Raw genomic sequence first — 14,388 nt, 5'->3', positions numbered from 1 at the left:
AGCACTTCAAGATGCACACCAGGGTTGTTGGCGACGAAACTCAGCGTATATCAGACAGGATTGATAATGTTTGCGCACTTGTCGAAATTCGCAAATTGAGGCTACAGGTCAATTGCTTTACACTGTTCTGGCTTATTAAATGGAAAACACATTGGGAGACATCATGAAGTGCACTAGTTGTGGCGAAGGCCAGCTGCGCCCGGGGTTCATTGAAGGCTTATTTCGGGCGCATAGCTGCGACCACTGTCAGGGGGATTGGATCCTGATAGAAGATTATGTTGCCTGGAAAGAGCGTAATCCTGACTATCAATTTGCGGAACATATTGAGTTTGGCGATGAGGCAGAAGATAGCAAACGCGCGCTGATTTGCCCTGTGTCCGGTACTTTGATGCGTAAATTCAGAATTAGTGCAAATAGCGCACATCGGGTTGATTACAGCGTAGCCACTGGCGGCATCTGGCTAGATAAAGGAGAATGGGACTTGCTGAAAGCTGAGGGGCTGGCTGGCGCACTAAATCAACTGGTTACTCAGCAGTGGCAACAGCAAATCCGCGAAGACACCAGCCAGCAGAACTTCGCCGATATCTATCAGGATAAGTTTGGTGACGAAACCTACCAGCGATTGCGCGAGACCCGTACGTGGTTGAATAATCATCCTCAGAAAGCCGACCTGAGAGCTTATCTGATGGCAGAAGATCCCTATTCTGCCGAGCGTTAGGCACATTGTGTTAATTAAGGTGGCTACAGTGAAGCTCGGTTAGCCACTTGTTCAGGCTGAACACTGCTTTTGGTGTGCTGTGTTAGCCAGCGTGCCATGGGCTTTTCAATCCCATAATGGAGTAATCCTGCCAGTACTATCATGCCAAGTGTGGTGAACACAACCAGACTGGCAATGTTGTGTTCGTTGCCAAAGCGGTTAAACAGCATGTAACCCAGATGCTGATGGAGTAGGTACAAAGGATAGGTGAGTATACCCAGGTAATACCAGCGACGAAATCTGAACGGGTGGCGTTTTGCCAGGGCGGTCAGGCACAGCAGCGCAAAGAATATCCCATTGATGAGGGCGATAATGGGTCCGTTAAAGGGAATATTAAACCAGCTTTGCATCAACGCACCAAACAACACCGACTGTGTCAGCATAAATGCCAGCGAGAGTACCAGCAGACCTGCACCTTGCCAGTTCAATCCATCACGGCGTACAAGATAAAACACGCAACCACAGGCAAAGTAGCCACTCCAGTGCGGAAACATCGCCACAAACATATTGATGTTACTACTCCAGGGCAAAAACAGCGCAAGCAAACTGACGCTCAGAACCAGGACCAGTATGGCTTTTAGATAGGGCATAAGCCCGCATGCGACAAGCAAGACCATACACAGATAAAACTTGAGCTCGATGTACAGTGTCCAGTAAGCGCTATCCAGCGATGCAACGGAAAATAGTTCCTGTGCCATGGTCAGGTTGGTCAGGTACTGCCCAAGCGAGATGTTAAACACATCTTTGCCCCAGAGCAAAGTGGCCAGCGCAGTGATGGTCAATGCTGCCCAGTAGGCAGGGTAAAGCCTGATAAAACGCGCGGTTAAGAACTCCCTGAGTGTGCGCCCTTGCAGGCTCATCAAGATCACAAATCCGCTGATGACAAAGAAAAAGTTAATACCCATATAGGTATAGCGAGTGACTTCACGGACTGCCTCAAAGTCGGCGATTGGAGCAAACCCTTCCATATGCCCGGTGTAGGTGTAGTGAAAGATCACGACACCCAGCGCACAAATAAAACGCAGCAGGTCCAGTTCATAGACGCGTTGTGTCATAACAGCTTTCCTTAATTGTTTTTATAGTGGCAGTTATGATGAGAGAGAGGATGGTTGTTTGTCTATAAATTAGCCACAAATGCGCGTGAAACATTTTCATGCGTGTGACAGGTTGTCAGTTGCATACAGAGAGTGAAATAACTCCTTACTGAGGAGGCTGCGGGTTTTTGATGCAAAGACGTTTAAGTTGTCATTACAGGCACTTGTGAAATAGTGAAACCCTCGCCAAACATCAAGCACGACATAAGTGCCAGTGACGAGGGTCTCAGGTTGGTTTTAGCGGTTCACTTGCGCCATTAGTGATTGCCACCAGGTTTGATTTAAATAGGCCTGATTAATGGTGATGATTTCTCCGGGCGTCGGTGTGTTGAGCACAACACCTTGCTGCTGCGCTGCGCTATGTACACGCTCCAGAGGGTCATACCAGCTATGAAAGGCCAGGTCAAAGGTTCCGTTGTGGATAGGGATCATAATTTTGCCGCGTAGATCCAGATGCGCTTGTACGCTTTGCTCCGGAGTCATATGAATATCGGCCCAGTCGGCATCATAGGCTCCCGTTTCTATCAGTGTGTAATCAAAGGGACCATAGCGCTCGCCAATATCTTTGAAACCGGGGAAGTAGCCAGAGTCGCCGCTAAAATAAAGACGTTCATGGTCGGTTTTTATGACCCAGGAGCCCCACAATGTGCGGTTTGCATCACTGAGGCCACGCCCGGAAAAGTGTTGGGTAGGGGTAAATGCCACCATCACGTCCTGATCATGCAGCTCTTGCCACCAGTCAAATGAATGAATTTTTTCAGCCTCGATACCCCAGCGGATCAAATCCCCTTCAACGCCAAGTGGCACTAAAAACTGAGTCGTTTTTGCATTGAGTTGTTTGACCGCCTGTTTATCCAGGTGATCATAATGATTGTGAGAGATCAGCACTTTATCAATGGGAGGCAATTCATCAAGCGAGATAGGTGGTTGATGAAAGCGGCTTGGCCCTATGAATGAAAAGGGAGAAGCACGTTCGGAGAAAACCGGGTCCAACAGCCAGTAAGCCCCATTCACTTTCAGTAGTACCGAAGAATGTCCGAGTTTAATGATATGCACGCCAACATCTGGTAAAGCGTTTAACTCCGCGCGGGTTAACTTTGAGACAGGCAATCTTTGCTCAGGCTCAGCGGCAACTTTGGCCTCGGTAAAAAACCGCCAGGTGATAGCCAACGTTTTGCTCAGGCTGGCAGGCATAGTCGGGTGTAGGTTTTTAAACCGGCCTTGTTGAAAATGCTCAGACTGGTAACCCTGAGATGGCACTTGTGCATTAAGATTAGAGATCATAGAACAGCCCCCTGTAATAGCGCCAAACATGATGGCAAAAATAACCAACCACTTTTTCATTGTGTGATCCAAAAGTAAACTACACTGTGCAGTTTACTTTTTTGGGTGGAAAAGTAAACTATTAAGTGTCTTTTTTTGATGAACTATGTGGGCTGTGGCTGCTGTTGCCTACTCAAAATGCCGTGGTGAAGACAACAGTTGATTTAGCTTCTCTTTGAATCCATTCGCTTTTTCAAGTTTGCAGAGCAATATCCGACACTCATGGAAATTGATAGATAGCAGCGTATCTTGTGGTGCACTACCGGTAATACCATAACGGATCCGTTCATGAGGTTGCACATCCGTGTAGGTGCCAAACAGTTTGTCCCAGATGATCAACACGCCTGCAAAGTTTTTGTCGAGATAGCAGGCGTTGCTGGCGTGATGAATACGGTGATGTGTGGGGGTATTAAATACTCGCTCCAGCCAGCCCAGTTGACCAACCAGCTGAGTATGAACAAAAAACTGAAAAGCGAGGTTAATGGCCACGACGGCAAGAACCAGCTCAGGCACAAAGCCGAGTATGATCATCGGGGTCCAGAATAGCCACATGCCAACAAAGGGATAGAGTAAACTTTGGCGAAAGGCCGTTGAAAAGTTCATGTGTTCAGAGCTATGGTGGACCACATGTGCTAACCACAGCCAGTGTACTTTGTGTGAGGCACGATGAAACCAGTAGTATAGAAAATCTTGCAGTAAGAAAGCGCCAGCTACAGTCAGAACTGTGAGGGGAACTTCAAACAGCGCGAATTGATGCAACCAATAGAACAGCGGCATTAGCACACTCAATGCCAACAGATCAGCGCCCTGATGGAGTAAGGCGAGTATCACGTTGTGCAGACTGTCTTTGAGGCGATAGTGTCCGGGAGCGATGCGATATTCCAGCACTATGGCAATCACAAAGACTGGACTGAGTAGTAGCAAGATCCACTCAACGGACAGCATAACTGGCCTCCAGACGCGTCAGTGCGAGGTTGATGTCACGGGTGATCAGGTGGCGAATAATAAAGCCTGGCAGGTACCAGGGTGGAGCAAAGCGCACATGGTAATCAATCCGGGTTGAGGTGTTATTGTCGATTTGACGCAGCCGGATCTCACCCTGGTGTTTTTTCACTGGGAAATCACCGACGATTTGATAGCGAATTGAACCTGGGTCGGCATGCTGGATCTGTTCATAGAATCTGAGCCCCAGCATACGTACTTCGCGAATACAGCCACTGCCACCCCGAATGGCTGGATGTACAGCACTGTGCACGACTTTGAACTGGGCATTAAAAAAGCGATCTAACCTTGGGTGATCAAGCAGAGTTTCCATTACCTCATGCGGCGTGGCGGCGATGTCTCTGTGGCAGCGAACATTGACCATGGCTTTTCCTTATTCACAGTTTTGTCTAGTGTAAGTGAGGTTTATCTGGCAATCTTGCGAATAGGCGACGTAATTTTGTCCAAATGCGACATGGAAAACACTTTAGATAAAAACTATTTCACCAGTGTGCAGCTCTATCTGGAGCAATTAGGCTGGCTGTACGAAAACAGCAATCAGTACGCAAGTAACACGGAGGCTGAACTGGGGGCGAGGATCCCTTTGGCTGAATATGAGCAGATATTGCAAGTAGGGGTTGAGCTGACTAAAGATCCTTTGTTTGGTTTTCACCTGGGCCAGCAGATCCAGTCTGCAGATTATGGCGTGTTGGGCTACCTGGTTGAAAGCTGCGAAAACTTGCATCAGGCGCTGATGGCGCTACTCAGATATGACCAGCTTGTGGCCAGCATCGGAAAAGCACAATTTCATCAACAGCATGATTGGGCCGTACTTGACTGGGTACCAAATTCACGGACCTCTCGTCATGTGATCTTGCGCAATATGACCGCCTGGGTTGCCTTAGTGCGTGCCTTGTTAACCCAAAAGGTCGCGCCTGAGCGCGTTTACTTAACCTGTTCTTTGAACAACACAGAGTGTTCAGAGCTGGCGCTGTGGTTCGGTTGCCCTGTGATTGGTAGTCAGCATTGCAATCAGATTGTATTTCAGCGCGCTTATCTGTCCTTGCCCTTCAGACGGGCGAATTGCGTTATGCATGAGGCGTTACAGCGTCTGTCAGACAAAGCACTGGCACAACTTCAGCAGCATCATACCGTGGCAACACAGCTTCGTATTATGCTGGTTGCCCGTCGCGATCTCAGTGATTGTCAGCTGGACAGGCTGGCTGGTGAGTTAAATAAATCGGTGCGTCAGGTACAAAGGCAGCTTAAGCAATGTAATACCAGTTACTCACAGTTACTGACCGAAGAGCGGCTCAGGCGGACTCGAGACTTACTGGGCACCATGCCACTGGCCGAGCTGGCAAGAGAGTTAGGGTTTAACGAACAGGCGGCTTTTAACAAGGCGTTTAAGCGCTGGTTTGGGTGTTCTCCGGGAAAGTTCAGCAAACGAAAGCAGAACACTGGGGATTCCTGAGTAGGATTGGATACGGAGTATGACATAAAACGGGACGTTTACAGTCCCGTTATTCTGCATGTTTTACCAAGTGATACAGACAGAGCCACCACCTTCTATTTGTTTGTCCATATGACAGGCTGCACCGCCTGAACATGCACCCTGACCACCGCCGATACGTGGCGTCATTTTGTTGTTGATTGATTGTGGTTGCTGAGACAAGCTCTTATAGTTCTTTTTGTTTAGGTTAAGCTTCATGATTAGTCCTTTTATAATTGAGTTAATGAGCGACAGCTGCTGCGACTAAGGCAAAATTGCAGTTGCTGTACAAAATCCATACTGAACTATAAAGAGATATTTGTATATATTTTTTGTTAATGGATGTAAGGGAGATGAGCTTGATCTGCCAACAATGCGTATGGCAGATCTGAGAGGGGATAAATTACAATGACTCGCTGTATTGAGTCATGATTTGTTCAATCCATGCCGCAATACGTTCATCGCTTTTTTCGTACTGGCTGTCTTCATCCAGTGCCAGGCCCACAAACTGGCTTTTGTCTTCAGTCAGTGCTTTGGACGCTTCAAACTCATAGTCGCTGCTATTGGGCCAGTACCCAAGAAAATTGACACCCTGTGGCGCAATTTTATCGTGTAGCATCCCCAGAGCGTCCTGGAACCATTGCCCATAGCCCTGTTGATCACCCATACCAAATAATGCGATGGTTTTCCCGGCGAGGTTGACCTGGTCGATGTCGTCCCAGTGAGACTCCCAGTCTTCTTGTAACTCGCCAAAGTCCCACGTTGAGATACCGAAGATCACAAAGTCGAACTGCTCTGCATTTTTCAGAGGCTCGTCTTTGATATTGTGGAGCGACAGGATGTCTTTACCCATGATCTCTTGCATCTTTTCTGCTGCCATTTCTGTGTAGCAGGTAGTTGAACCATAAAATAACCCGATCTGCATAGTAGTCTTCGCCCAATTGGCTGTTATTATATGGCGCGAAGTCTACCTTATGGTGTAACTAATTGATACAGGCGGCCCGTGACCGATATAGAATTATCTGACTCAGCCATGCACAGTAACAGTGAGCTGATTGAATCTTTCCTGGATGCGCTTTTTCTTGAGCAGGGACTCAGTGACAACACCCTGGCTGCCTATCGGGCTGACCTGGATAAGTTTGTCCGTTATGTTGTGGCGCATCTCGATGATAAACCATTGTTGGCCATCAATAACGCAGATGTGGAGGCCTATCTGGCCTATCGGGTCGACCAGGGGTTGAAACCGCGCAGTACCGCGCGGGCAATGAGTGCCCTCAAGCGCTTTTATGCCTATTGGGTGAGCAAACAGGTGCTTCCTGCCAGCCCTTTGACACATATCGCGCAGCCCAAGTTGTCGCAATCGTTGCCTAAAACCCTCAGTGAGCAGGAAGTTGAAGCTCTGCTCAGTGCACCTGATGTGGAAGATCCTATGGGTCTTAGAGACAAAGCGATGCTGGAATTGTTGTATGCGACGGGATTAAGGGTCACAGAACTGGTGGGGCTGCGGATGGAGCAAATTAATCTGCGCCAGGCTGTTTTGCTGGTTCGCGGTAAAGGTGGCAAAGAAAGGCTGGTTCCGATGGGAGAGGAAGCGTTGCACTGGGTCGAACAATTTCTAAAGGTTGGACGAGCTCAAATGGTGAAACATGCGAATGACTTTGTCTTCGTCTCTAAGCGTGGTATCGGCATGACCCGGCAAACTTTTTGGCATCGCATCAAACACTATGCTATGTTGGCAGACGTTAAGTCACCGTTATCGCCACACACGTTGCGTCATGCGTTTGCAACACATTTGCTCAATCATGGGGCGGATCTCCGCGTTGTACAAATGATGTTAGGCCATAGCGATTTGTCGACAACCCAGATTTATACGCATGTTGCCAGTGAGCGACTGAAATCGCTTCATCAGCAACATCATCCTAGGTCGTGATGGAATTTATTTGCAGTAATCCGGTCCTAGTGATTAACAAGAGCAATTTTACGAGAAAAACATGAAAAAGTTACTTTTAGCAGCATCGCTCGCTTTTAGTGTCGGTACCTTTGCCGAGACAATCAAAGAAGTTTCACCAATGGCGGTTAGCCCCATCGCATCTCAATTTGCGGATCTGGGCTTAACAGTCAAGAGTGTATCAGACAGCCCTATTTCGGGCCTTAAGACTGTGATCACAGATAAAGGGGTATTCTATGCAAGCCCCAATGGTCAGTATCTGGTTCAGGGGACCATGATTGATGTGACAAACCGTCGTAATATCACTGAGGATGCACTCAGTGGTGTACGTAAAAGTGGTGTCGCTGAGTACCAGGATTCGATGATTGTGTACAAGGCGGAAAATGAGAAACACCAAATCACGGTCTTTACTGACATAACCTGTGGCTATTGCCGTAAACTTCACCGTGAGCTGGATGATTATCTGGCGGCGGGCATCACCGTTAAGTATCTTGCGTTCCCCCGTGGCGGCCTGAGTGGTAACGGTTACAAGAGCCTGATGAACGTTTGGTGTGCTGACGATGCTGCATCTGCCATGACTGAAGCGAAAGCAGGTAACACCATTGCGGATGCAAAGAATTGTCAGGCACCGGTTGCTGAGCATTATCAGCTAGGTCAGAGTTTTGGTATTTCCGGTACTCCGGCTATTGTACTTGAAGACGGCAGTATGATCCCGGGTTATCAACCGGCAGACGCGTTGGCAAAAATGTTAGACCAGGCGAGCAAAAAATCTTAAATCTGAGGTATACTCTCAGCGTTTCTAAAAAGGCCTGCGGGCCTTTTTTGCTTTGTGGAGGTTTATACCAATTTCACTTAATTAAGCAAATTGGTATTACTTCACGTCATCAGGTAGTTCAGAGAGTGTTATGCAAACAGAGATCCGACCCAGATTACGTGTCGATGACAGTCATTTACCCACCCATCTTCACCCTGTAATTAAACAAATTTATGCCGCCAGGGGTGTAAAAGAGGCCCAAGAGCTTGATAACAGTGCCGCCACTTTGCTGGATTTTCGTTTGTTCCGGGACATGGATAAAGCCTGTGCCTTACTAGAAACAGCACTACAGCAACAGCAAAGTATACTCATTGTGGGCGACTTTGATGCCGATGGCGCAACTAGCACAGCTGTGCTGATGGAGGGGCTGCGCCTGTTTGGTCTGCAGCAAGTCGACTACCTGGTTCCTGACCGTTTTAGTCTGGGTTATGGCCTAAGTCCGGCACTGGCGGAGCAAATAGTTCAACTTGCTCCACAACTGGTGATCACCGTTGATAATGGTATCTCTTGCCTGGCAGGCATAGACATCGTAAAACAGGCTGGCATTGCTGTTCTGGTCACCGATCATCATTTGCAGGGTGAGCAACTGCCCAATGCCGACGCCATCGTTAATCCTAATCGGCACGACTGCCAATTCCCCTCGAAATCGATTGCGGGTGTTGGTGTGGCGTTTTACTTGCTGGTGGCATTTCGTCATCATTTGCGCTCTTCGGGCTATTTTGAGCGTCAGGGCCTGACTCAGCCTAACCTGGCATCCTTGCTGGATATAGTTGCTTTGGGGACGGTCGCGGATGTCGTTGCCCTGGATGCCAACAACCGTACTTTAGTACATCAGGGACTGGCGCGAATTCGCAAAGGGCAAACCCGGCCTGGGATCCGTGCTCTGATTGAAGTGGCAAATCGCACCGCAGCCCGGCTTAACGCCAGTGATTTTGGTTTTGCACTGGCACCGAGATTGAATGCTGCAGGGCGACTGGACGATATGAGTCTGGGTATCGCTTGTTTACTGTCTAAAGAAGAGCATCAGGCACGGCGCATTGCCGCACAATTGGATAGCCTAAACCAGGAGCGACGAGAGATAGAGCAGGGCATGCAGCAAGAAGCGCAGGCGGTGCTTGAGCGTTTGGTTGCTGCGCAGCAGAGTATTCCTGATGCGGTATGTTTATATCAGGATGACTGGCATCAGGGGGTGATTGGGATCCTGGCGGGCAGACTCAAAGAAAAATACCATCGCCCGGCGATTATTTTTGCTCAGGGCGACAATGACGAAATTAAAGGGTCGTGCCGCTCAATTGAAGGCTTGCATATGCGTGATTTGCTGGAGCAGATAAATACACGCCATCCGGACTTAATCGTGAAATTCGGTGGCCATGCGATGGCGGCCGGCTTGACCATTAGAGAAGCCGACTTTAGCGACTTTAAACGCACCTTTGAGGCCCTGGTCAGCGAGACCCTCAGCGAAGAGCATAAGCAGTCGGTATTACTGACAGATGGTGAGTTACCAGCTGAGTGTTTTAATATGGACTTTGCAATGTTACTGCAGCAGGCTGGGCCCTGGGGTCAGCATTTCCCTGAGCCGGTATTCAGCGGCGTGTTCGAGTTAGTGCAGCAGCGCATTGTCGGTGAGAAACATCTCAAGCTGGTGCTTAAACACCCCAGCGGTAAATTGGTTGATGCGATTGCGTTTAACATAGATGTGCGGGCCTGGCCAAACACCGCGGCACAGATGGCGGAGTTAGCTTATCAACTGGATATCAATGAGTTTAGAGGCAAGTTTACCTTGCAGTTGATAGTTCGGGAGATCCGTGCCTGCTAACATTTGCGAGAAAGGTATAAAATGTTCTCTTTAAGGGCTGATATCTGAGCCCATTATTTGTTAGTATTGGCCGTTTAGACCGCTTACATAATGTGTTGATACACAGTGGTCGCAAAATTTTCAGTCCGGTGGTCACTTTAGGTGGGCCATTGGCTGCGTCACCATCACGTAAATTGGAGTAATGTGAATGTTTGAAGTGAATCCTGTGATTAATCAAATCAAGGAAATTCGCGAGCGTACTGAACTTCTTCGGGGGTATCTTTGACTATGCTCTGAAACAAGAGCGGTTGGAAGAAGTTAATGCGGAACTGGAAGATCCAGCAGTCTGGAATGAGCCTGAGAAGGCACAGGCATTGGGTCGCGAAAAATCCAGTCTGGAAACCATCGTTGAAACCATAGACAACCTGGTGAGCGGTGCAGATGATGCAGAAGGCCTGGTTGAGCTGGCTGTAGAAGCCGAAGACGAAGAGACTTTTGCTGAAGCTGAGCAAGAAGTGCAAGGCCTGAATGCCCAGCTCGAAAAGCTGGAGTTCCGCCGTATGTTCTCTGGCGCACAAGACAGCAATGATGCCTATCTCGATCTGCAAGCCGGTTCCGGTGGTACAGAAGCCCAGGACTGGTGCAACATGTTGTTGCGTATGTATCTGCGCTGGGCAGAAGCCAAAGGGTTCAAAACTGAGATTGTCGAAGCAACAGATGGTGACGTGGCAGGTATCAAAGGCGCAACACTGCGTGTCAGCGGCGAGTATGCTTATGGCTGGTTGCGCACAGAAACCGGTGTACACCGCCTGGTCCGCAAGAGCCCGTTCGACTCAGGCGGTCGTCGTCACACCTCGTTCGCCTCTGCATTCGTATACCCGGAAATTGATGACAACATTGAGATTGACATCAACCCGGCAGATTTGCGTATCGACGTATATCGTGCCTCGGGCGCGGGTGGTCAGCACGTTAACCGGACAGAGTCTGCGGTACGTATTACGCACTTGCCAACGAACACTGTGGTGCAGTGCCAGAACGACCGTTCACAGCACAAAAACAAAGATCAGGCAATGAAACAGTTAAAAGCAAAACTGTTTGAACTTGAGCTGCAAAAGCAAAATGCGGAAAAGCAGGCTCAGGAAGATGCCAAATCTGACATCGGTTGGGGCAGCCAGATCCGTTCTTACGTACTGGACGACTCGCGTATTAAAGACCTGCGCACCGGTGTTGAGAACCGTAATACCCAGGCGGTATTGGACGGTGATCTAGACAAATTTATCGAAGCCAGCCTGAAATCAGGCCTATAATCAACAAGCTAAACTAAGAGCTAAAAAATGACAGAGCAAATCCAAGACGAGAATAAACTCATTGCTGAGCGTCGTGCTAAATTGGATGCAATTCGTGATAATTGCAGTGCCAATGGCCATCCGAACACCTTCCGCCGTGAAGACTATACGGCTGATCTACAGGCTAAGTTTGGTGATAAGTCTAAAGAAGAGCTGGTTGAGTTAGATCATCAGGTCTCTGTGGCTGGCCGTATCCTTGCTAAACGTGGGCCATTTTTGGTTCTGCAAGACATGAAAGGCCGTATCCAGGCTTACGCGTCTAAAGATGTACAAAAAGAGCTGAAAGCCAAATATGGTCAGCTCGACATTGGTGACATCATTGGTGTGTCTGGTCCGCTGCACAAATCAGGTAAAGGCGACTTGTATGTTGATATGGTTCAGTATGAACTACTGACTAAATCGCTGCGTCCGCTACCAGAGAAATTCCATGGTTTAACGGATCAGGAAGCCAAGTATCGTCAACGTTACGTTGATCTGATCACTAACATGGAAACGCGTGAGACCTTCCGTATTCGCTCTAAAGTGATTGAAGGCATTCGTCGCTTCCTGGCTGAACGTGACTTTATGGAAGTTGAAACGCCAATGCTACAAGTGATCCCTGGCGGTGCAACGGCACGTCCGTTTGTGACACACCATAATGCGTTGGACATCGACATGTATCTGCGTATCGCACCTGAGCTTTACCTGAAGCGCCTGGTGGTTGGTGGCTTTGACCGCGTCTTCGAGATCAACCGTAACTTCCGTAACGAAGGTCTGTCGACTCGTCACAACCCGGAATTCACTATGATTGAATTCTATCAGGCATACGCAGATTACAAAGATCTGATGAACCTGACAGAAGACATGCTGCGTACCGTTGCACAGGATGTACTGGGCACGACCATTGTGACTAATACAGTCAAGAACGCAGAAGGCGAAGTCCTTGAGACCATCGAGTACGACTTTGGTAAAGCGTTTGAGCGCCTGTCTATGGCTGATGCGATCATCAAATATGGTCCTGACGCTGAAGCCTCTGCGCACATCTTTAAAGATCCAGAAAACCACTTTGACGAGTTGGTGGCATACGCGAAGAAAGTACACGTGAAGATCCCTGAAAAATGCGTATGGGGTGCCGGTAAGTTCTTATGTGAAATCTTTGAAGAAACCGCTGAGCATAAACTGATCCAGCCAACTTTCATCACGGAATACCCGTGGGAAGTATCACCGTTGGCACGTCGTAATGATGAAAACCCATTTATCACTGATCGTTTTGAATTCTTCGTAGGTGGACGTGAACTGGCAAATGGCTTCTCGGAGCTCAATGATGCAGAAGATCAGGCTGCGCGTTTTGCGCGTCAGGTTGAAGAGAAAGACGCCGGTGACGACGAAGCAATGCACTTTGATGATGACTACATCCGCGCGTTGGAGTATGGCTTACCGCCAACGGCTGGTGAAGGGATTGGTATCGACCGTTTGGTGATGCTATTTACCGACTCTCCGACGATCAAAGACGTTATCCTGTTCCCGCATATGCGACCTCAGGCTGACTAGTCCGGTTACATTAAATGTACAATTGAGAAAAGCGCCTTAGGCGCTTTTCTTTTATCTATGTAAGACATCTCTGCTAAACGTCAGTTGAACTCTCAATATATTTATAAAACTTCAGTAAGAACAGGGGTTAGGCACAGAGAAGGTGTACCGACGTGTTATTGGCGAATGGTTGCTAGCTGGGTACGACTGGCATATCAGGCTTTTTAGCCTATACTGCTTTGGTTATGAAAGGATGCAAATGAACTCAGACCATGTCGCAACAAAAATCAAAATCACAGCACGAACAAGCCAGGATGAATTATTGTCGTAGCTGTATCAGCGAATTTCAGCGTTTAGGCTATGTAGATGCCTTTATTGCTGAAGAAAGCACGCGTAAGCAAACTCTTTTGGACCACTATAATATACAGTCAGGCCCTAAAAGTGACTAATTTATGACAAAATAATCGACAAAGTGCCTTAAAACAGGCCAAGCTGAACAATCTATCACCATACAGTGCTTTTTTACAAGAAAAGTATTTGACATATTTTCACGGTTCTATATTATACGCCCCACAAAGACGGAGAGGTGGCCGAGTGGCTGAAGGCGCTCCCCTGCTAAGGGAGTATAGGGTTTGTAGCCCTATCGAGGGTTCGAATCCCTCCTTCTCCGCCATTTATTAAAATGGTGTCTTTGTAGTAAAACGGACGCGTAGCTCAGCTGGATAGAGTACCTGGCTCGTAGCTCAGCTGGATAGAGTACCTGGCTACGAACCAGGCGGTCGGAGGTTCGAATCCTCCCGCGTCCGCCACTTCTCTTAAGTGGTTAAATAAAAAGAAGCACATATCAAGTGTTAAACATGATAAAACGGACGCGTAGCTCAGCTGGATAGAGTACCTGGCTACGAACCAGGCGGTCGGAGGTTCGAATCCTCCCGCGTCCGCCACTTTTCTTAAGTGGTTAAATAAAAAGACTACACCAATTCAGGTAGTAAAATAGAATTGAACAACGGACGCGTAGCTCAGCTGGATAGAGTACCTGGCTACGAACCAGGCGGTCGGAGGTTCGAATCCTCCCGCGTCCGCCACTTTCTCTTAAGTGGTTAAATAAAAAGACTACACTAATTCAGGTAGTAAAATTGAATTGATCAACGGACGCGTAGCTCAGCTGGATAGAGTACCTGGCTACGAACCAGGCGGTCGGAGGTTCACTCTCCACAAAAGACGTCCCGAGTCCGCCACTTCTTCTTCAGGAAGTGAGCAATCAACCGACGAAAGTCGGTTTTTTTGTGTCTGAGATTTGGTGTGAGTTACTTCAGCTGGATAGAGTAC

13 protein-coding genes and 3 tRNA genes are annotated in these 14,388 nt (G+C 48.2%); 10 read left to right on the top strand and 6 right to left on the bottom strand.

The features are described from left to right. Positions 1-163 precede the first annotated feature (163 nt). Positions 164-718 (top strand): zf-TFIIB domain-containing protein, encoded by a 555-nt coding sequence (locus MHN31_RS22020; RefSeq protein WP_125562760.1) that lies wholly within the window; start codon positions 164-166, stop codon positions 716-718. 23 nt (positions 719-741) lie between these two features. Here the strand turns inward: MHN31_RS22020 and MHN31_RS22015 are convergent, their stop codons facing one another. From MHN31_RS22015 to MHN31_RS22000, 4 genes are all read right to left on the bottom strand, one after another. Continuing rightward, positions 742-1,812: an acyltransferase gene (locus MHN31_RS22015; RefSeq protein ID WP_239445329.1), complete on the bottom strand. Its 1,071-nt coding sequence runs from the start codon at positions 1,810-1,812 to the stop codon at positions 742-744. 276 nt (positions 1,813-2,088) lie between these two features. Continuing rightward, the gene (locus MHN31_RS22010; RefSeq protein WP_194867992.1) at positions 2,089-3,135 is read right to left on the bottom strand and encodes an MBL fold metallo-hydrolase; all 1,047 of its coding nucleotides are present in this window, start codon (positions 3,133-3,135) and stop codon (positions 2,089-2,091) included. A gap of 168 nt (positions 3,136-3,303) precedes the next feature. Further along, positions 3,304-4,119 (bottom strand): sterol desaturase family protein, encoded by an 816-nt coding sequence (locus MHN31_RS22005; protein WP_239445328.1) that lies wholly within the window; start codon positions 4,117-4,119, stop codon positions 3,304-3,306. Next, complete coding sequence (locus tag MHN31_RS22000) at positions 4,106-4,540, bottom strand: SRPBCC family protein (RefSeq protein ID WP_125562753.1); 435 nt, start codon at positions 4,538-4,540, stop codon at positions 4,106-4,108. Before MHN31_RS22000 ends, MHN31_RS22005 begins: the two co-directional genes overlap by 14 nt. Before the next feature lie 75 nt (positions 4,541-4,615). Between MHN31_RS22000 and MHN31_RS21995 the strand changes: the two genes are divergently transcribed. Further along, on the top strand, positions 4,616-5,629 hold the full coding sequence (locus MHN31_RS21995) for an AraC family transcriptional regulator (protein WP_239445327.1): 1,014 nt from the start codon (positions 4,616-4,618) through the stop codon (positions 5,627-5,629). Positions 5,630-5,692: 63 nt separating this feature from the next. Here the strand turns inward: MHN31_RS21995 and MHN31_RS21990 are convergent, their stop codons facing one another. Together MHN31_RS21990 and fldB are read right to left on the bottom strand one after the other, a co-directional pair. After that, on the bottom strand, positions 5,693-5,866 hold the full coding sequence (locus MHN31_RS21990) for a hypothetical protein (protein WP_239445326.1): 174 nt from the start codon (positions 5,864-5,866) through the stop codon (positions 5,693-5,695). A 184-nt stretch (positions 5,867-6,050) separates the two neighbouring features. Beyond that, positions 6,051-6,572: a flavodoxin FldB gene (gene fldB / locus MHN31_RS21985; protein ID WP_125562749.1), complete on the bottom strand. Its 522-nt coding sequence runs from the start codon at positions 6,570-6,572 to the stop codon at positions 6,051-6,053. Positions 6,573-6,680: 108 nt separating this feature from the next. Here fldB and xerD point away from each other — a divergent pair, with 108 nt between their 5' ends. The 8 genes from xerD (at position 6,681) to MHN31_RS21945 (ending at position 14,144) form a co-directional block, all read left to right on the top strand. After that, positions 6,681-7,577, top strand: a complete 897-nt coding sequence (xerD, locus tag MHN31_RS21980; protein ID WP_125562980.1) for a site-specific tyrosine recombinase XerD — start codon at positions 6,681-6,683, stop codon at positions 7,575-7,577. Between the two features lie 61 nt (positions 7,578-7,638). Then, complete coding sequence (gene dsbC, locus MHN31_RS21975) at positions 7,639-8,370, top strand: bifunctional protein-disulfide isomerase/oxidoreductase DsbC (RefSeq protein WP_125562747.1); 732 nt, start codon at positions 7,639-7,641, stop codon at positions 8,368-8,370. Between the two features lie 130 nt (positions 8,371-8,500). Beyond that, positions 8,501-10,225 carry a single-stranded-DNA-specific exonuclease RecJ gene (gene recJ / locus MHN31_RS21970; RefSeq protein ID WP_194867920.1) on the top strand — a complete coding sequence of 575 codons (1,725 nt, stop codon included), beginning with the start codon at positions 8,501-8,503 and terminating at the stop codon, positions 10,223-10,225. Positions 10,226-10,412: 187 nt separating this feature from the next. Continuing rightward, positions 10,413-11,511 (top strand): peptide chain release factor 2 gene (prfB, locus tag MHN31_RS21965; protein ID WP_125562743.1). Its coding sequence is split into 2 segments (ribosomal slippage): positions 10,413-10,487 and positions 10,489-11,511, totalling 1,098 coding nucleotides; the frame shifts between segments, so codons are not numbered across the junction. A gap of 27 nt (positions 11,512-11,538) precedes the next feature. Next, entirely contained in the window at positions 11,539-13,080 is a 1,542-nt protein-coding gene (gene lysS, locus MHN31_RS21960; protein WP_010386862.1) for a lysine--tRNA ligase, read from the top strand. Positions 13,081-13,639: 559 nt separating this feature from the next. Then, a tRNA-Ser gene (locus MHN31_RS21955) sits at positions 13,640-13,732 on the top strand. Positions 13,733-13,926: 194 nt separating this feature from the next. Next, positions 13,927-14,003, top strand: a tRNA-Arg gene (locus MHN31_RS21950). Positions 14,004-14,067: 64 nt separating this feature from the next. Next, a tRNA-Arg gene (locus tag MHN31_RS21945) sits at positions 14,068-14,144 on the top strand. Positions 14,145-14,388 lie beyond the last annotated feature (244 nt).

The sequence above is a fragment of the Pseudoalteromonas sp. McH1-42 genome (assembly GCF_022347845.1).
In the GTDB taxonomy this organism is placed as follows: Bacteria; Pseudomonadota; Gammaproteobacteria; order Enterobacterales; family Alteromonadaceae; genus Pseudoalteromonas; species Pseudoalteromonas rubra_D.
The sequence above is the reverse complement of the archived record's forward strand: the minus strand, read 5'-3'. Positions and strand labels throughout refer to the sequence as shown.